We start from the raw sequence: 18873 nt of genomic DNA on the forward strand, positions 1-18873 counted from the left end.
GAGGCATCCGAAATTTGTACTTTTGTGCAATAACGGATAAACATGGCTTCAAGACTATTCTACTTCAATCCCACATGCGAGATGGCTGTGTTAAACGGTTCACGTACCTATACGCCACCAAGGAATTTGCGTGATTTTGAAAAAGAATTGAGTCTTATTCCCATGTGGCTGGCTTCAGCCGAAGATATAGTAATTACGGAAAAGGGATGTTCCGCAGACTTTATCGATACAATAAGGAATTGGGGTGTCCAGCCACCCCAATTCTTATTGTTTTCAGAAGGGGGTGCTGATTCAATCCGGAATATAGGAACAAGTAGCGTTTTGTACGGAGATACCAAAGGAGCTGCTAATCTTCCTGAGGATTGCGCTGAGGAGACCCTGGCAGCGGATGATATAAGTCACCTACGGAAAAACCGAGCATGTCTTAGTGCAGGGAGTGGCATAGAACTGCACCCCTGGGGCTGGAGTCCTGCAGTTCACCGTAAATTGGAGCCCTTCAAAGCTTCCAATTGGGATCACCCTATGGCTGAATGGAAGGAGGACCACAAACTTCTGTTGAGTCGCTTTACCTGCAACGAACTACTAGGTGCAATATACGAAGAGGCAAAGAGCCTATCGCTCATTGAGATACCTTCAATCCCAATAGAGATAAGGACTTTAGATGAACTAAGACGTGCAGAGGCAGAGGAGGAGCTTCCCCTGCTGCTCAAGACCCCATGGAGCGCATCGGGCAGGGGCCTGTTTCGTATTCGCAGTCGGGCTGAAAATGCCGCCGGTAATTCCTGGGTGCTGGGCAAGCTCAGGCAGCATGGAGCATTGCTAGCCGAACCCATGCTCGACAAGCTTCTCGACCTTTCATTTCACTATTGGTCTGGCCCTGATGGCATTGAGTTTAGAGGTATCAACCTGTTTAATACAGATCCTGCCGGACAATTTGAACGTTGCCTGGTCAACCCACGTAAGGTAGTTGTACCTGAAGGCTTTCCATTTGATGAAGCTGTGGAACAAGCAATATCGCTTTTATTAAGAGGACTACAGAGCATCGACCTGCATCATAGATACCACGGCCCCGTGGGCATTGATGCCCTGATATATCGAAACAAGGATGGGCAGGTTAAGCTTCATCCGGCCATAGAGATAAACCTGCGCTACACAATGGGGCTTGTCAATCTAAGACTGGCTGATAAGATCTCCCCACAGTCTGGTGGCTCATGGATTATCAAAAGGTTAAAGGTTTCAGAATGGCAGAATCTGGTTAGAAACAATCCTCCCCAGCTAAGACATGGTCTGTTTTATTCAGGAGTCTTCCACCTTACACCTCCACCCGAGACCGAAGGCTTCATGGCCATCCTGACACTTGAAGGACAATAAAAAAGGCTGCCGTTGTGGGCAGCCTCCGTCCTAATCACTATTTCCCTTTTATGCAGTTTTGTACACCAGTAATGCTGAATAGGTGTTGATACCACCGCTTGAATGAGCAGCATAACTCACATTAATGATTTGCTCAGGCTTAATGCCGTTTTCTGAGATGAAGTCATTCATCTGTTCATCCAATGATCTGTCATAGTCGTCCAATCCTGTGTATTGGAAGTGTTTAGTAACAACTTTATCCATCTCTAATATATTTAAGTGATTTGATACATATGCAACTATCATTCTATACGAATGATAAGGCAAATAGGTTCACAAACTCCGAATAATTTCGGAGTTTGTGAACCTATGAATTTAATAATGTATTAAGCTAAGTGCAACAGAATGTCGCCCAGATACTTTGTGAATTTCTCGACGCTTGGAATATGTATCCTTTCATCGGGTGAGTGAGCCCCCCTGACAGTAGGACCAATTGATATCATGTCAAGGTGCGGATACTTCTTGAGGAAGAGACCGCATTCAAGTCCTGCATGGATAGCCTTTACCTTGGGTTCAATACCAAAGAGTCTCTTGTAGGACTCAATAGCCACTGCAAGCATAGGACTTTTCCTGTTGGGTGCCCATCCCGGGTATCCGTCAGAATGAACTGTATTAGCACCGGCCATGTCGAATATAGATTCAACCATGGCAGCTATGTTGTCACGTGCACTTTCTATCGAACTTCTCTGGCTGGTTGAGATCACCACCTGGTCATTGATCAATTTGATTGAAGCCAGGTTTGTAGAAGTTTCTACAAGACCCTCGATCTGACGGCTCATTGCCATAACACCGTGTGGGAGGGCATAGAGTGTGTTGATAAGAGTTGCAGCGAAGTCAGATGTAAATACCTTTTCAGGCATATCGGCAGATTCTAGCTGACACTTGATACCTGGTTCAACATCCTTGTACTCAGCTTCCAGATCTGCAGCAATGCAGTTGAAAAGCACCCTCAGGTCTTCCTTGTATTTTGCAGGTGCCACGCCCCAGGTGAACGCCTCACGTGCGATAGCATTGCGCAGGTTACCACCGGTTATCGCTGCAGGTCTGAACTCGTACCTTATAGCTGCCTCACGCAGGAAGCGGGTAAGGAACTTGATAGCATTACCCAGTCCCCTGTTGATATCCTCACCTGAGTGACCACCCTTCAGTCCGGTAACACTTGCCTTGAAAGCAAAGCTTCCGGCAGCAGGCGTTTCATATGATGGAGTGAAATAACCCAAGGAGTCGATACCTCCTGCGCAGCCGATAAATATCTCACCTTCGTCTTCAGAGTCGAGATTGATCAGATACTTTCCGGTCAGAAGGTCAGACTCAAGAGCAAAGGCTCCGGTTAGTCCGGTTTCTTCATCAACAGTAAAGAGGCATTCTACAGGACCGTGCTGCATATCATCTGAAGCAAGAAGTGCAAGCTGTGCAGCCATACCTATGCCATCGTCAGCACCGAGGGTAGTACCGCTAGCCTTAACCCATTCACCGTCAATCACGGGCCGAATCGGGTCTGTAAGAAAATCGTGAACAGTATCGCTGTTCTTTTCGCACACCATGTCGACATGTGATTGTAATACAACAGTTGGCAGGTGTTCAAAGCCGGCAGTAGCCGGCTTTGTGATAAGCACATTACCGGCCTTGTCTTGTTTTACAGGCAGCTTGTGGTCTGCTGCAAATTTTAGCAGATATGCCAGTATTTGTTCCTCCTTCTTTGAAGGACGTGGAATTTGGCATATTTCTTCGAAATAATGCCATATTGCAGTTGGTTTTAAGTCTTTTAGCTGGCTCATATTACATGTTTATTTCCCTGTCTCTGAAGCCCAGCAGATATAGGATTGCATCCAATCCGATGGTAGAGATGGAATGTTTGGCAGATGCTTTTACTTTGGGTTTAGCGTGGAAGGCAATGCCAAGTCCGGCAAGTTTGAGCATGGGTAGGTCGTTGGATCCGTCGCCGACGGCAATAACTTGTTCAAGATGTATATCCTCCTTAAAGGCAATAAGTCTGAGCAGTTCGGCTTTCTTTTCACCGTCTATTATCTCACCTACATGCCTTCCTGTGAGTTTGCCATCCTTAATCTCAAGTTCGTTGGCAAAGACATAATCAATATCCAGCTTGTTCTTGAGATAATTTCCGAAATAGGTAAATCCCCCGGATAAGATTGCTGTTCGGTAACCATATTTCTTGAGGGTACGAAACAGACGCTCGGCACCTTCGGTAAGAGGCAGTACTTCAGCAACTTCTTTCAGGATCGATTCGTCAAGTCCGGCAAGCAGGCTTACCCTTTGTCTGAAACTTTCTTGAAAGTCGATATCACCACGCATAGCAGACTCGGTGATGGCACTGACCTTTTCGTATACTCCGGCCCTTCTGGCCAGTTCGTCGATAACCTCAGTCTGGATCAGGGTAGAGTCCATATCGAAGCATACAAGGCGACGATTACGCCTGTAGATATTATCCTCCTGGAAGGCTATATCTATGCCTGTGTCACCTGAGATGGCGATGAAGTCACGCTTCATTGTCTCTATGTCGTGAGGAGTCCCTCTGAGCGAGAATTCGACCACACTCTTGGCCTCAGATTTATCTGAAGCATCAAGTGGAATACGACCACTTAGACGGCTTATCACATCGATGTTGAGGCCCTGATCACAGATCAGACGGGTGACCTTTGAAAGCTGTAATGCAGTCAGCTTTCTTGATATAAGGGTAATTATAAAACGTTCCTTGCCTTGGTTGTCGACCCATTCCTGATAACGTTTCTCAGAGATAGGGGTGAACTTGACATTCAGTCCCATCTCATGAGCCTTGAAAAGAATATCCTTCAGAATAGGCGAAGAGCCTGATTGATCCGGCACTTCTACCAGGATCCCCAGGCTCAGGTCTTCGTGAATTACGGCTTGGCCGATATCCAGAATATTTACCTTATGTTCAGCAAGAATTTCAGTTAACGTCGCGGTTACGCCAGGCTTATCCTCGCCCAGTACGTTGAGTAAAACTATCTCTTTCTGTTTGGACATGGTGGTGTATACTCAGGCTAATTGGTTACTGTAGAGGGTTTTCTGCGAGGAATCGTTCTGCATCAATTGCAGCCATACAGCCCGAACCTGCGGCAGTAATAGCCTGACGATATACCCTGTCCTGAACGTCACCACATGCAAATACACCTGCAACGTTAGTTCTTGAACTTCCTGGAATAGTCTTGATATAACCTGTATCGTCAGTTTCGATGTAAGGCTTGAAAACCTCCGAGTTTGGAGTATGTCCGATTGCAAGGAAGAAACCATCAATCTTGATCTTAACTTCCTCTTCTTCTGGAGTACCTTTCTTTTTGACAAGAACTGCACCTTCTACAACACCATCGCCGAAGAGGCCCTTAGTCTGGTGTTCCCAGAGAATTTCAATGTTCTTGGCAGCAAAAACACGTTCCTGCATTACCTTAGAAGCACGCAGTTCGTTACGACGAACAATCAGATATACCTTGTTGCAAAGACCTGCAAGGTAAAGAGCTTCTTCGGCAGCAGTATCACCACCACCTACAACAGCCACATCCTTACCACGATAGAAGAAACCATCGCAAGTAGCACAGGCAGAAACCCCGCCACCTGCATATTTTTGCTCATCTTCCAGACCAAGATACTTAGCAGTTGCACCGGTTGCAATAATCAGTGCCTCAGCTTCAATTACTTTCTTGTCGTCGATAGTAACCTTGAAAGGTCTTGAGGACAGGTCTGTCTTGGTAGCCAGTCCCCAGCGTATAGAAGTTCCAAATCTTTCAGCTTGTTTTCTGAGGTCTTCCATCAGTTCCGGGCCTGTGATACCTTCGGGATATCCGGGGAAGTTTTCTACCTCAGTAGTTGTGGTCAACTGACCGCCGGGTTGAAGGCCCTGGTATAGTACGGGCGAGAGGTTAGCTCTAGCAGCGTAGATAGCAGCAGTATATCCGGCTGGTCCTGAACCGATAATCAGTACCTTAACTTTCTCAATCTCATTAATCTCGTTAGAAGTGGTGCTCATTTTATAAAGTGTTTTTTGATTTTACGTCGTTGTACTTATGTAATGCCACGAGGCATCACAATAATGATGCACAAAGTTACTTAAATAAGCGGAATCGCCCATCATTGGCGCTCTCCTAGTTACATAAGTTTTATTGATTAGTTATAACCGTTCCCGATATAAACGACAGAGTCGCTTGCAAATGTCATCCCTCCAACCAGGCCCAGCCCCCCTGTAACATTCGAATGGATCTTGATAGGATCGACAATGGGTAGATCATAACTGTATTCGGCTACAACCCTGCTACGAAGGTATTTGTAATAGTCTTCAGATAGCGAAAGTAGGTGAAAGCGGACTATGCGCCTTTCGTTCTCTCCCGGAGTTGCAAGGTAGAAGGAGGGGACACATACCTTGATCCGGTACCTTTCCTCAGTGATTATATAGTCGGAAAAGGACCCGAGGAAGTCGATACCGCCAAGTAAACTGCCTTCCTGGTCACGTATGTAAAACAATTCATCGTCCTTGAAGAAGTTTACATTATAAAACTCCTTAATCTTATTGTCAGCGTCCCTGACCTCACTGGTAATCACGAGTTGGTAGTAGTTTGCCTCATCGCGTGGGTCAGCAAATTCGACCTCGTAGTTGACAGAGGGAATGTTGTCTGTAATAGTTTCAGTTATGCTGTCTACTCCAATCAGTTGTGGGGCATAGGGAATTCGGGTGTGTCCTTCGGCCCTTAGGCCGGAGAGAGTTCCGCCTTCTATTTCAAACCTGTCGCCTTGCCTGACGGCTACTGATGGGAGTTCAAGGTAGGTCTTGTCGAATGGGAAGGCCACAGAATCAAGTTCCATTCCATTTAGTTTGACAATCACATAACCATCATAGACTCTTTCGAAGTCATCAACAGATGAATGGCTTACACTCTTACTGAGGTGAACCTTCATTGTGGAGTCAGCGCAGAGAAAGGAGAAAACAACGAGTTGACCGCCACCACTGGGAATCTCCAGTTTTACATCAGACTCGCAGGAAGCGAGGCTGAGCATGGTCAGGATGAACATTGATACTACTCCGGAATAATATCTGCACATTCGAGAAGGACTATTTTTATACAAAAATCACTGGTTACGGCAAATTTAGCTACTATTGTCTGGAAATAAAATTGACTATTGGATTTAGTTTTCGTAAATTAATATAAAAATAGTAGGTCATGATCCTAAAGAGTTTATCTCTGCCCGCATTGTTAACCATCACTATTATTGCCATGGCATCACAAAGCTCTTGCAGACACAAGCCTGACATCAGCTATCTTCGGACAGGGGATTTACTGTTTGCCACCTCGCATCCGAATGCTGATGGGCTAGACCAGGCGATCAATGACGTGACCCAGACATCAAAGCATACTGATTACACGCATGTTGGGATAGTGGAGGTAGATGATGAAGCAGTTTGGGTTATCCATGCCGCACCAATCAAGGGAGTGACACGCGAACCCATTGAGAGTTTTCTGGTGGATCAGAATGTAGTAGACGCTTATCGATTAGTTGAGGAGTACAGAGAGTTCATTCCCGATGCAATAGAAAAGGCCCATGCACTTTTAGGTCTGCCATATGATTACACCTATATGTTGGGTAGCGGTGGCCATTATTGTTCGGGCTTTATTTACACGATTTTTGAGCATTACGGAGTATTTGATCTGGAGCCCATGACCTTTAAGGATCCTAGAACCGGGGAATTTCACAAGGACTGGATCGATCATTACAAAGAGATGGGCATTGAGATTCCCGAAGGACAGCCCGGTTGTCATCCAAATGGCCTGGCCGGATCTGCCGTGCTTAGATTCCTTAATCGAGTCCAGGAATCAGTTGCAAACAAGCCCATATCCTTCCTTCCCTTTGGTGAGTATTAAACTGGGTTATAATCTTACCAAACAGCAATACGAGAGCCAAGGCTCTGGTATTGCTGTTTTTATTTAGATTATTAGTAAAAGGTTTGTTCCATCCTCAATTATTTCAGACATATTAAAACTAAAAACCTCGTAGCCTGAAGCATTTAGCAATGGAATATAATCCTCAAATTAAGCATCTTTGGTTTTAATCTGCTGACCAAATATGTTGATAGAAAGTACAAATAAACACGAGATTATGGTAAGTATTTTCATGGATGAGTTATAAAATTATGGGTTGCAGAATAATTTTATTCTGTGTTTTCTATGCTTATTACAATTATAAGGAAAATTATCTAGGCTTAAAGTACATAAAAGGGATTTATATTTTGGAGCAGGATGCTTAGTTACTGTTCTTTATTTTGAAGAAGTTGCTTATTTTTAGTGTCAAAGAATAAAAGCACTGTTAGTACAATCAACGAAATGCTTACAAACATTGGGATTATGAACATCATATTAATAGGTAACAAAAGCCCACAAAGCATGGTTCCAATGGCTATTATACCGGCAAAAATTGCATATGCGTTTGCCTTATAAAACCAGGCATATGGAAAGAAATGGGCACCAGTTATAATTGCATAGACCATGACAAAATAGTCTGGAAACTTAACTAGCGCAAAGATCAAAAAGGGGAAATAAAACAATTGGGCAAGATTCAGCCAAAGTCCCAACGGTTGTAATGGGTTAGAAGGGTCTTTCCAGGTGATTTTGAAAAGTCTGGAGAACAGTAATGCCAGGGGAAGCAACAATGCTCCAACCATAAAAGTAATTACCGACTTGTCATATGAATTGAATTTTAGTGTCCAAACATATGCAATTAGGAGCCAAATAATACCTCCCGCTAATGTGAAGTTTATCCCATTTTTGAACTTAATGGATAGTCTTACACGTAACTTGTCTAGAGCCTCTTTTGTCATTGTTCAGATTCCTTTACTGTTTATTAGCAATAGAATAGTCTGACTTAAGTTTGCTGTAAATCTCCAGGTCTGTAAAGACATTACCTGTCAACAGTTCTCCTTGTCGTTCAATTCCCTCAAGCTTGAATCCCAGCCTTTTGGGGATATTTTTGCTGGGGATGTTGCCAACAGCACACTTTATCTGGACTCTGTTAAGTCCCAGTGTGTTGAATGCAAAATCACAGAGTTTATCAACTGACCTGGTGACTATCCCTTGCTTTTGATACTTTTCTGAAAGCCAATATCCGATTTCTGTCTTTTTGTTTAGTCTGTCAGTATCCTTAAACCCTATTAGACCGGCGAATTCACCACCCTTCCTTATCGTGAAGACATATTCAAATCTATCTTCTGGGGCATTTACAACAGATGCAACGAAACTATCAGAATCAGATATTTCTTTTGTGAACTCAACAAAGGGCAGCCATTTGCCCAGATATTCTCTTTGGTTGTCAATCGTTTTAAAGATATCAACAGCATCAGATTGTTCCAATTGCTTAAGCTCTATATCATTGTCTACTTTTATCGTCATTTTGATTTCTTTTTTGTGTTTCAGCTAATGAATTATTTATATATTCTATGGTGAATTCAGTAAATGACAATTTAGCGATTTCTTATTAATCAAAATTCAATACTATTTATTCATCCTATGCCAAGCCATTCTCATGGTTCTTTAATATGGTACCAATCTTCAGTTGGGTGAATCTTTTTCGTTACATAGTACGGTTGCCGCGGAAGTTGACAATATAGTAAATAGTTTGAAATATTTCCCTGGAATAAGGGTTTTTGGGAGCCTTAAAAGTCAATTGTATAAACTGCAGGCATGCTAAGATAGAACCAGTTCAAATAAGGATTTGACGGGAGTTGAAACGCAAAATCATCTGGGAGAAATAGTAAATTTGAACCATAGCTTTCGAGAAGTGCGAAATTGGCAGTATAAAATACATAAGAGTCTGTATATGCTGAAGAGTATTAGAGTTTACAGTGCCTGCTTCTTTTTTGCGTTATTAACGCTCTTTTTCCTTGACTTTACCGGGACAGTGCATTTGTGGTTTGGCTGGATGGCTGAGATACAGCTTGTACCTGCGATCTTGGCGGTTAATGTCGCTGTAATCATTGGCCTCGTTGTATTGACTTTGTTGTTCGGAAGGCTATACTGCTCGGTAATTTGCCCACTTGGCATTTTCCAGGATGGAGTGTCAAATATCTCGGCACGTAGGAAGGGGAAGAAAAGTCGCTTTCGCTATTCAACTGCTATTACCTGGTTGCGTTATTTTTCTCTGGTAGTGTTTATTGTCGCACTGGCCGCCGGGATTAGCGTTGTCGTTTCCCTGCTCGACCCCTATGCGGCTTATGGCCGCATAGCGTCCAACCTGTTTGCCCCCATTTATCGTTTGGGCAACAACCTGCTGGCTCTTGCTGCCGAAAGGGTTGACAGCTATGCTTTCTATTCCACCGATGTGTGGGTAAAAGGTTGGATCACATTCGGAGTTGCGGGCCTTACTCTTATAGTCGTTGGAATCCTTGCCTGGCGTCATGGGCGTACCTACTGTAACACGATATGCCCGGCCGGAACGATCCTGGGCCTGTTGTCAAGGTTTTCCCTTTTCAGAGTGGTCTTCGATGAGGAAAAGTGTACTAAATGTAAGGCCTGTGAACGTGTGTGCAAGTCTTCTTGCATAGACCCGGTGGCATTGAGTATCGACCATAGCCGTTGTGTGACCTGTTTTAACTGTATAGGAAAATGCAAATTTGACGCTATGCATTACGTACCGGTAATGTTGAAAGGGAAAAAGGAAGTAGAGGGTGAATCAGGTAATAACCCTGCCGGGTTATCACGTCGTAACATATTGTCCTTGCTGGGACTTATGATCTTTGCTAATACCATTAAGGCCCAGGAGCAGAAGGTCGATGGTGGTCTGGCAGATATATTGGACAAGAAGATTCCCGAAAGGAAAACCCCGATAGTACCTCCCGGTGCCGTGAGCGCAAAAAACATGAAGGACCATTGTACGGCATGCCAACTATGTGTTTCGGCTTGTCCTAACAATATACTACGACCTTCCGGCAAACTGGCTACGTTTATGCAGCCTGAAATGTCTTATGAGAGGGGATATTGCCGTCCTGAGTGTGTTGAATGTTCACAGGTTTGCCCCACTGGTGCAATAAAGCCGATTACAACTGCAGACAAGAGTGCTCTGGCTATTGGTACGGCAGTCTGGATTAAGGATAACTGCGTTGTAAATACTGATAATGTGCAATGCGACAACTGTGCACACCATTGTCCGACCGGAGCCATTACAATGATTGCTTGTGATCCTGATGATAAGAATTCCTTGAAAATTCCGGTTGTGGATAAGGAGAATTGCATAGGATGCGGAGCTTGTGAGAATCTATGTCCTGCACGTCCGTTTAGTGCAATCTATGTGGAAGGTAATGTAAGGCATCATTTGATTTAAGAGGAAATTGAATATGGAGAACAACAATAATAAAGGGATAAATCGCCGTAATTTTCTCAAAACACTAGGTGCGGGCTCCGCTGTTACCGCTGCTGCACTGGCCGGCTGTAAGCCTCGTAATACTGTTTCTGCCGAAGGTGGCTCGATAGGTGAGGTGCCGACAGACAAGATGACCTATCGTATTAATCCTCATACAGGAGATAAGGTTTCCTTGCTCGGCTATGGTTGTATGCGTTGGCCTGTTCGTAAAAAGGCTGATGGCAGCGGTGAGGAAGTCGATCAGGATACTGTTAATGAGCTTGTTGATTATGCAATAGCTCATGGTGTGAATTTGTTTGACACAGCACCTGTGTACGTAAGGGGTTGGTCTGAAACGGCTACGGGTATTGCCCTGAAACGCCATCCCCGTGACAAGTTTTTTATCTCAACAAAGTTGTCGAATTTTGGTCATTACGGTCCGGGCTCTTTTGAATCGAGTAAGGCGATGTACCAGAAATCCATGCGCGATTTGCAGGTTGATTATATTGATTACTATATACTCCATGGTGTCGGAATGGGAGGTGTAGAAGATGTGGAGAAACGCTTTTTGGATAACGGAGTGCTCGACTTCCTGCTTGAAGAGCGAAAAGCCGGTCGTATCCGTAATCTAGGGTGGTCTTTTCATGGTGACCCCAGGGTATTTGACTATATGCTTACAATGGACATCCAATGGGATTTCGCATTGATTCAATTAAACTACATCGACTGGCGACATGCCACCGGCAATAATGTCAATGCCGAATACTTGCTTGGAGAATTGATTAAGAAGGATGTTCCGGCATTGGTTATGGAGCCCCTTCTGGGTGGACGTTTGTCCCGGATAAATACAGAGGCTCTCCATCTGCTCAAACATGCTCGTCCGGAGGACTCTGCCGCTGCATGGGCATTCCGTTATGCTGGCACTCCTGAAACTGTACTTTCGGTATTGAGCGGTATGGTATATATGGAGCATTTGCAGGAAAACATACGTACTTATTCTCCGCTTGTCCCGATTAACGAGGAGGAAAATGCTTTGCTCGAGAAGGTCACAGAGATTATGGTGAGCCATGACTATATCCAGTGTACAGAATGTCAGTATTGCATGCCTTGTCCTTATGGTGTAGATATTCCGGGAGTATTTGGTCATTATAACCGAATAATCAGTTCCGGTAAAATGCTTAGAAGTTCCAATGACGAAAATTACAAAGAGGCTCGCAGGGCTTACCTTGTAGGGTATGACAGGAGTATTCCAAGATTACGTCAGGCCAGCCACTGCATCGGATGTGACAAGTGTAAGCCTCACTGTCCACAGAAAATTGATATCCCAACAGAAATGCGCCGAATAGATCAATACACAGAGCAGTTGAAGCAGAAACTGGAGTTCTAGGAGAAGGGTTACCAGTGCGCCAATCCTATCTCAGGCCTGAACAATTCCGGTATCGCTTATTACTCGCATGCTTTGAAAAAAAATATAATAACACTTACCTGTTTTGAATATTGTTTGTATTTTTACGAACGATATTTTGGATTATGGCAAAAGAACAACTGACAAAGGAACAAGAGCAATTGGCGCGTTTAGCTAAAGCTTTAGGGCATCCGATTCGAATAGCTATATTGCAGATGCTTGCAAGGCAGACATGTTGTTATCATGGTGATATGTCGGATATATTGCCAATTGCAAAAAGTACTTTATCCCAGCATTTGAAGGAGCTGAAAGAGGCAGGATTGATTCAAGGGACAATCACTTTGCCGACAGTAAAGTACTGCATAAATAAGGAAAATTGGGCGATGGCGAAATCACTATTCGAATCTTTCCTGGTAGAGGTAAACAATAATGATGGTTCCTGTTAGTACATAAAAATTTTTTTAATTTGAATGTTCGTAGTTTTGCGAAATACGTACGGTTTGTATTTATATGATTAACAAAGCCAGCGAGAACGCCTAAAAACGAGGATATAAGAACATTTTTTTCAGACAGGGGGACATTGAAAAAATGCCTGTTGATGACAACCGTGCCGATGTAGTAGTCAGCTATTGGGCTCACATGCAAGTAATGTAAAATAGTATAAAGAACTTGGAAGCCATGAAAAAAAGAGTGTTAGTATTATGTACAGGCAACAGTTGCCGCAGTCAGATAGCAGAAGGTTATTTGCGTCACTTTGCAGGCGACAGTGCTGAGGTATACAGTGCCGGCGTGGAAACGCACGGCGTTAATCCATGCGCGATTGAGACAATGAAAGAAGATGGCATCGACATCTCGGGGCACACATCAAACAATGTGGACGAGTACCGCTATGTTGATTTTGATTACGTTATCACTGTGTGCGACAATGCCCGTGAACGTTGTCCATACTTTCCTTCTAATGCTGTAAAGCTACACCAGAATTTTCCAGACCCTGCAAAGGCACAAGGTACAGAGGATGAAATTAAGGCAGAGTTCAGCCGTGTTCGTGATATGATAAAAGCATATTGCAAGCAATTTGTAGATGATAACCTGAAGTAAGTATGAGTGCTAACAATTGTACCCCCGCTGTAGAGCGCAAGCGGCTTAGTTTTCTGGACCGCTACCTTACCCTTTGGATATTTATAGCAATGGCACTAGGAGTAGCCTTAGGCTACTTCATACCCTCATTTTCAACAGCTATAGATTCAATGTCGAGTGGAACAACAAACATTCCGTTGGCAATAGGGCTTATCCTTATGATGTACCCACCATTGGCAAAGGTTGACTACAAGTTAATGCCAAAAGTATTTAAGGATGTCAAGATCCTCACCACTTCATTATTTTTGAACTGGTTAGTAGGGCCAATATTGATGTTTGTTCTGGCAATTACATTCCTGCACGATTACCCTGAATACATGATAGGAGTTATCCTAATCGGATTGGCTCGCTGTATTGCAATGGTCCTGGTCTGGAATGACCTTGCAGAAGGCAATCGTGAATACGGAGCAGGTTTAGTGGCTCTAAACTCAATTTTTCAAGTTGTTTTTTATAGCTTCTACGCATGGCTGTTTATTACAGTATTGCCCCCGATGCTCGGATTTGAAGGTGCGATAGTTGATATTTCCATAGGCACGATAGCAAAAACTGTCGGAATCTACTTGGGTATTCCTTTCCTTGCGGGTTTCCTTAGCCGTATTGTCTTAGTTAAGGTAAAAGGCGAACAGTGGTATCAAGAAAAATTTATCCCGGCAATCTCTCCAATCACTTTGATTGCCCTGCTTCTGACAATTGTTTTGATGTTCAGCTTGAAAGGTCGGATGATCGTACAAATACCGATGGACGTAGTACACATTGCGATTCCATTGCTAATCTACTTTGTGATAATGTTTTTTATCAGCTTTTTTGCAAGTAAAGCAGCAGGGGCAACTTACGATCAGAACGCATCTGTATCGTTCACCGCTACGGGAAATAACTTTGAATTGGCTATTGCTGTTGCAATCGGCGTATTTGGATTGCACAGCGGTCAAGCCTTTGCCGGAGTAATCGGGCCACTTATCGAAGTGCCCGTACTGATAGGTTTGGTTAATATTGCCTTTTGGTTAAAACGCAAATATTACAAATAAATAATGCTATTCACCTAAATTCAAATTAGAATGAAAAATGTTATTTTAATTATGTTGAGCCTTTTTTTTGTTACAGCATGTGGTAACGGTGGACAAAAGAAAGCACAGAATACTGATGCAGCAACCGAAACGAAGACGGCGGTAGCCGATGCCAACACAGTTTATGTATATTACTTTCATGGAAAGCAACGTTGCATGACTTGCAATACCGTAGAGAAAGTTGCGAAACAGGCAATTGAAGCAAACTACGCTTCAAACACAAATGTTAAGTTCTTGGTTCTTCCTACGGATGACAAGGCTAACGAAGCCCTGGTGGAGAAGTATGAAATTTCATGGAATGGTCTTATCATAGACAAAGGCGGCAACGTTATTAACATCACGGAACAAGCTTTTGCCAATGCTGTAAACAGTCCTGATGTTTTGGCCGATCTGATTAAGAGCGAAGTAAATAAAAGATTGAATTGATCTTGCAACACGCTGGAAAATGATATAAAGGTGATTGTTGCTAAGAATTTTCCTGTAGATGTAACATTCAAACAAGTAGCACTTGAAGAAGAGAGCAATAATGCACTTGTTGAAAAATTTAAAGTAAAAGCCCAAACAGTTGTGTTGGTTAATTTAAAAGCTCTCGTTGCAAAAGTTAAATAAAGCACGAAGTAACATGGAGTGGCTACAGCAACTTGTCGATGCCTATAAGAACGATTTGCCAATGTTGGCAGCGTTTGTATTAGGTTTAATGACAGCAATCAGCCCGTGTCCTTTAGCGACAAATATTACGGCAACGGCATACCTCAGTAAAAACATCACTGAAAAGAAAAGAGTGCTTTTCAATGGTGTTTTCTATACGCTTGGACGAATGTTCAGCTATACAACATTAGGACTTATATTTTACTTCGGAGCAAGCCAATTCAAGGTTGCCAAGCTACTGCAAGACGTTGGCGGAATGTGGCTCGGAGTAGCACTTGTAATCGTCGGAATTCTGATGTTGGATATAATTAAATTCAACATCCCGTTATTCGATAAGTTTAAGCCAAAAGTGAACGAAGAGAAACAGAAAGGCGGATATTGGAATGCCTTTATCATGGGAGTAGTATTCGCGTTGGCATTTTGTCCGTTCAGCGGGGTGCTCTATTTCGGGGTGCTTATACCAATGACAATCGCAGCCCCTTCAGGCTTGCTTTTACCTCCTATTTTTGCTATTGCAACAGGTCTGCCTGTAATCATAATAGCCTATTTGTTGGCTTACAGTATGGCAAACATCGGTAAGTTTTACAATGGCATGAAGAGTTTTGAAAAATGGTTTAAACGTGTAATTGCCGCGATATTCATTATTGTAGGGATTTATTACATAGTTACATATATTTAAAAGATTGAAATCATGGAAATTAAAATATTAGGTACTGGATGTGCCAAATGCAAAACAGCTCAGGCTGTCGTCGAAAAAGTAGTTGCAGAATCAGGAATCGAAGCAACAATCACAAAGGTTGAAGACATTATGGATATTATGAAATACAATATCATGTCTACCCCTGCTGTGGTCGTTGACGAAGTGGTTAAAATTAAAGGACGAGTGCCATCAGAAGCGGAAGTCCGTCAAGCGTTGGGTTTATAGGTTATGGAAGTTAAAAAGGAACTTAAAATACTGCTTTGGATCGTGGCGATTTTTGCCGCGGTATTCTTCATGCCTGTCGGCAACGAAACATTTATGACGGCTATTGCTGCTACGCTCGATTTGTCGAAGTGGTATGCACAGGAACACGTTGTGATGTGTCTGTTGCCAGCCTTTTTCATTGCAGGCGTAATCTCTATTTTTGTCAGTCAGGGTGCGGTTCTAAAATACTTCGGAGCGAACGCTAAAAAGTGGTTAGCCTATACAGTAGCGGCAGTGTCAGGAACTATCTTGGCTGTTTGTTCTTGTACTATTCTTCCGCTTTTTTCAAGTATATATAAGCGTGGTGCAGGATTAGGACCAGCCGTAGCGTTCCTATACTCCGGCCCTGCGATTAGCATATTATCGATTATCCTGACCGCACGTATTCTTGGTGCTGAAATGGGTATTGCCCGTACAATCGGAGCAGTCAGCTTCTCAATTATCATCGGACTTGTGATGTCGTTTATCTACCGAAAAGAAGAGAAGGCGAAAAAGGAAGAGCAGATGAACTTTCCTGAAATGCCCGAAAAGCGTCCGATGAAGCAGACAGCTTTCCACTTCTTTTCGTTGGTAGCTATTCTTGTTTTTGCGAACTGGGGACGACCAGCTGCGGATGACACAAGCTGCCTTTGGTACTATATATTCAAATACAAGTGGTTTATCACAGGCGGATTTGCACTTATGCTTTGCTACTCGCTCGTAAAAATTCTGAAAATCAAATGGCAATGGGTGGCTTTGGGGGTAGTGGCTACGACAGTGTCGGCTTTGCTTGCAAAAACTTTTATTTCAACTTCTGTATTTGTTCCGCTTGTCCCTATGATCGTTGGTATTGCTGCACTCAGCCTAATGACATTGTTTGATAAGAACGATGAAGATAATCGCGAATGGGCGCTTTCCACCTGGGGGTTTGCCAAACAGATTATGCCTCTTTTGGCTGTGGGTGTTGTAACAGCAGGATTTTTACTCGGTTCAACACACGATTCGACAGCTATTGCAGGAGTCGTGCCGAATGAATGGGTGTCGTGGGCTGTTGGTGGAAACTCACTGTTGTCCAACTTTTTTGCAAGTTTCACGGGAGCTTTTATGTACTTTGCTACCTTGGCTGAAGTGCCTATAATTCAGGGTTTACTGGCATCGGGTATGGGCAAAGGCCCGGCCTTGGCTCTGCTTTTAGCAGGCCCATCGCTATCGTTGCCAAATATGTTGGTTATTCGTGGGGTAATGGGTACAAAGAAAACAATCATCTTTGTTGCGTTGGTAATAGTAATGGCAACATTCTCGGGGTTTGTGTACGGAATGTGCTTTTAGTGCGCTTACTTAGACTCCCTCAGAACAAAGATAAATATACGCAGGACTCCACCGTCCCTTGTGGCTTGAACTTCCAAAGGCGTTTCTTTCAGTTGGCAGTTTTGCCACACAAGAAGTCATCAGCAACATTCTTTGTCGGGTAAAAATATTTGATGGTATCAGCGTTGAAGAAGTGCAGAATCAGGTGGAGGTAGCTCTGATGGCTGAAAAATACTTTGCTGTTGCTAAATCCTAAATGCTCTACCGACAGAAACACGCGGAAGATCGTGAAGTGACGGAAAAGCTCAAATTTATGATGGACTATTGCAATGCCTCCAATGCAGCCACAGGCAGTAAGTTTGATGCCAATGCCAATGTAGAAAATAAAAATATAACTACACTTATCGGAGAACTTCCCAAATCAAATTTTATTCGCCTTAACCGCAGAATGCTGACAGACCGCATAAAGGTGATGTATGGGAAAGAAATCGCAGATAGATATATTGAACTCCTTAACAATCATGGTATCAAGTATGCTAAGCGGGGCATGTGCAACACCTGAATTTTTGATGTACATGAACTATTTTATCGGTCTTGAATTTGGACAGGATTACTATTTGAATGAAAATGTTGTTGTCGATTCCTCAAAGAAACAACGAACACTAGACAAAGTGATTACTGACCATTTCGAGCAGATAGTTTATTCGATCAATCAACCTACTGGAGCAAGAAACTTTCAAGCCGTCTTCTGGTTCGTTGAGTAGTTGTTGCCGTTTACGGAACGAAATTACGGATTCGTCCGTTTTATATAACATAACGTTCGCTGAACGTCTCACCACGAAAACTGGCACTTTTCATACAGACGAGACAACAGTCGCAATGTTCATACTATACGAAAGTATGGCGTGGGCTTGCCTGTTTCGTCTGTGGGTATGCCAGTACCTCGTGGTGGAATAGTGTGAGTTCCACGCTTTTTCTTTTGAGGTACAGCGAGCAACAGTATAAACACTAAAATCAAGAAACATGGGAAAGATTAAAGTTTACATTGCCGCTTCACTCGATGGATACATCGCTCGACCTGACGGAGATTTAGATTGGCTAACCGAATTTTCAAACCCCACAAAAGAAGACTATGGGTATAATGAAATGCTAACTTCTGTAGATACTGTTATCATGGGAGGAAGAACTTATCATGAATTATCATGCATGGATATTTTATGGCCATACAAGGATAAGAAAACTTTTGTGGTATCTCATAAAGCGATAGATACAAAAGAAAACATAGAGTTTATAACAGATAATATTATCGAACGAATATCTGATCTCAAAAATAGAAGCAGTCAGGATATTTGGCTAGCTGGTGGTGGAGAATTAATCACCATGTGCATAAATGCAGGCTTGGTTGATGAGATGCAAATCTGCTACATCCCCGTAATTTTAGGTTCAGGCATTCCATTGTTTCCCAGCAACCCCAAAGAATCTAATTGGGAATTGAGAGAAAATATTGCCTACGCTTCCGGCATTATAAAATTGAGTTATAGACTATTGAGATAATCACGTATGTAGCATTTTGAAGAAATGGTTAGGTTTATTCGACTATTATT

Annotated in this window: 24 protein-coding genes; 17 read left to right on the plus strand and 7 right to left on the minus strand. The window is 43.1% G+C overall.

Features of this window, described 5'->3' with window-relative positions:
* Positions 1–42 precede the first annotated feature (42 nt).
* Positions 43–1371 carry a hypothetical protein gene (locus tag M9189_RS04980; protein WP_250725073.1) on the plus strand — a complete coding sequence of 443 codons (1329 nt, stop codon included), beginning with the start codon at positions 43–45 and terminating at the stop codon, positions 1369–1371.
* Between the two features lie 48 nt (positions 1372–1419).
* Here M9189_RS04980 and M9189_RS04985 read toward each other — a convergent pair whose 3' ends face one another.
* From M9189_RS04985 to M9189_RS05005, 5 genes are all read right to left on the minus strand, one after another.
* On the minus strand, positions 1420–1614 hold the full coding sequence (locus tag M9189_RS04985) for a hypothetical protein (protein ID WP_250725075.1): 195 nt from the start codon (positions 1612–1614) through the stop codon (positions 1420–1422).
* 122 nt (positions 1615–1736) lie between these two features.
* Entirely contained in the window at positions 1737–3188 is a 1452-nt protein-coding gene (locus M9189_RS04990; RefSeq protein ID WP_250725077.1) for an aminoacyl-histidine dipeptidase, read from the minus strand.
* Between the two features lies 1 nt (position 3189).
* Positions 3190–4416: a phosphoserine phosphatase SerB gene (gene serB / locus M9189_RS04995; protein WP_250725079.1), complete on the minus strand. Its 1227-nt coding sequence runs from the start codon at positions 4414–4416 to the stop codon at positions 3190–3192.
* 25 nt (positions 4417–4441) lie between these two features.
* A complete protein-coding gene (trxB, locus tag M9189_RS05000; protein ID WP_250725080.1) occupies positions 4442–5413 on the minus strand; it encodes a thioredoxin-disulfide reductase in 972 nt (323 codons plus the stop codon).
* A 137-nt stretch (positions 5414–5550) separates the two neighbouring features.
* Entirely contained in the window at positions 5551–6480 is a 930-nt protein-coding gene (locus M9189_RS05005; protein ID WP_250725082.1) for a DUF4249 family protein, read from the minus strand.
* A 119-nt stretch (positions 6481–6599) separates the two neighbouring features.
* Here M9189_RS05005 and M9189_RS05010 point away from each other — a divergent pair, with 119 nt between their 5' ends.
* Positions 6600–7298: a YiiX/YebB-like N1pC/P60 family cysteine hydrolase gene (locus M9189_RS05010; RefSeq protein WP_250725084.1), complete on the plus strand. Its 699-nt coding sequence runs from the start codon at positions 6600–6602 to the stop codon at positions 7296–7298.
* Between the two features lie 383 nt (positions 7299–7681).
* On the opposite strand, the gene M9189_RS05015 is transcribed toward M9189_RS05010, so the two are convergent.
* Together M9189_RS05015 and M9189_RS05020 are read right to left on the minus strand one after the other, a co-directional pair.
* Positions 7682–8251, minus strand: a complete 570-nt coding sequence (locus M9189_RS05015) for a DUF7010 family protein (RefSeq protein ID WP_250725086.1) — start codon at positions 8249–8251, stop codon at positions 7682–7684.
* Positions 8252–8264: 13 nt separating this feature from the next.
* Entirely contained in the window at positions 8265–8819 is a 555-nt protein-coding gene (locus tag M9189_RS05020) for a GNAT family N-acetyltransferase (RefSeq protein ID WP_250725088.1), read from the minus strand.
* 427 nt (positions 8820–9246) lie between these two features.
* Between M9189_RS05020 and M9189_RS05025 the strand changes: the two genes are divergently transcribed.
* From M9189_RS05025 to M9189_RS05085, 15 genes are all read left to right on the plus strand, one after another.
* Positions 9247–10746, plus strand: coding sequence for a 4Fe-4S binding protein (locus tag M9189_RS05025; RefSeq protein ID WP_250725090.1), 1500 nt, complete (start codon positions 9247–9249; stop codon positions 10744–10746).
* Positions 10747–10759: 13 nt separating this feature from the next.
* Positions 10760–12151 (plus strand): aldo/keto reductase, encoded by a 1392-nt coding sequence (locus M9189_RS05030; RefSeq protein ID WP_250725092.1) that lies wholly within the window; start codon positions 10760–10762, stop codon positions 12149–12151.
* Between the two features lie 143 nt (positions 12152–12294).
* Complete coding sequence (locus M9189_RS05035; protein ID WP_250725094.1) at positions 12295–12615, plus strand: ArsR/SmtB family transcription factor; 321 nt, start codon at positions 12295–12297, stop codon at positions 12613–12615.
* A 112-nt stretch (positions 12616–12727) separates the two neighbouring features.
* Positions 12728–12823: a methyltransferase domain-containing protein gene (locus tag M9189_RS12940; RefSeq protein ID WP_419184191.1), complete on the plus strand. Its 96-nt coding sequence runs from the start codon at positions 12728–12730 to the stop codon at positions 12821–12823.
* Positions 12824–12847: 24 nt separating this feature from the next.
* Positions 12848–13267 carry an arsenate reductase ArsC gene (locus M9189_RS05040; protein WP_250725096.1) on the plus strand — a complete coding sequence of 140 codons (420 nt, stop codon included), beginning with the start codon at positions 12848–12850 and terminating at the stop codon, positions 13265–13267.
* Between the two features lie 2 nt (positions 13268–13269).
* Positions 13270–14331, plus strand: a complete 1062-nt coding sequence (gene arsB / locus M9189_RS05045) for an ACR3 family arsenite efflux transporter (protein ID WP_250725098.1) — start codon at positions 13270–13272, stop codon at positions 14329–14331.
* Between the two features lie 30 nt (positions 14332–14361).
* Positions 14362–14796 carry a nitrophenyl compound nitroreductase subunit ArsF family protein gene (locus M9189_RS05050; RefSeq protein WP_250725100.1) on the plus strand — a complete coding sequence of 145 codons (435 nt, stop codon included), beginning with the start codon at positions 14362–14364 and terminating at the stop codon, positions 14794–14796.
* Between the two features lie 30 nt (positions 14797–14826).
* Complete coding sequence (locus tag M9189_RS05055) at positions 14827–14979, plus strand: hypothetical protein (protein ID WP_250725102.1); 153 nt, start codon at positions 14827–14829, stop codon at positions 14977–14979.
* Positions 14980–14992: 13 nt separating this feature from the next.
* Positions 14993–15697, plus strand: a complete 705-nt coding sequence (locus M9189_RS05060) for an aromatic aminobenezylarsenical efflux permease ArsG family transporter (protein ID WP_250725104.1) — start codon at positions 14993–14995, stop codon at positions 15695–15697.
* Between the two features lie 12 nt (positions 15698–15709).
* A complete protein-coding gene (locus M9189_RS05065) occupies positions 15710–15943 on the plus strand; it encodes a thioredoxin family protein (RefSeq protein WP_250725106.1) in 234 nt (77 codons plus the stop codon).
* A 3-nt stretch (positions 15944–15946) separates the two neighbouring features.
* Positions 15947–17290, plus strand: a complete 1344-nt coding sequence (locus tag M9189_RS05070) for a permease (protein WP_250725107.1) — start codon at positions 15947–15949, stop codon at positions 17288–17290.
* A gap of 58 nt (positions 17291–17348) precedes the next feature.
* A complete protein-coding gene (locus M9189_RS05075) occupies positions 17349–17525 on the plus strand; it encodes an ATP cone domain-containing protein (protein ID WP_250725109.1) in 177 nt (58 codons plus the stop codon).
* A 57-nt stretch (positions 17526–17582) separates the two neighbouring features.
* Positions 17583–17831, plus strand: coding sequence for a hypothetical protein (locus M9189_RS05080; RefSeq protein ID WP_250725110.1), 249 nt, complete (start codon positions 17583–17585; stop codon positions 17829–17831).
* The gene (gene nrdD / locus M9189_RS12945) at positions 17803–18033 is read left to right on the plus strand and encodes an anaerobic ribonucleoside-triphosphate reductase (protein WP_419184192.1); all 231 of its coding nucleotides are present in this window, start codon (positions 17803–17805) and stop codon (positions 18031–18033) included. Before M9189_RS05080 ends, nrdD begins: the two co-directional genes overlap by 29 nt.
* 259 nt (positions 18034–18292) lie before the next feature.
* Entirely contained in the window at positions 18293–18823 is a 531-nt protein-coding gene (locus tag M9189_RS05085) for a dihydrofolate reductase family protein (RefSeq protein WP_250725112.1), read from the plus strand.
* Positions 18824–18873: the final 50 nt, after the last annotated feature.

It is taken from the genome of Xiashengella succiniciproducens (assembly GCF_023674465.1).
GTDB lineage: Bacteria > Bacteroidota > Bacteroidia > Bacteroidales > Marinilabiliaceae > Geofilum > Geofilum succiniciproducens.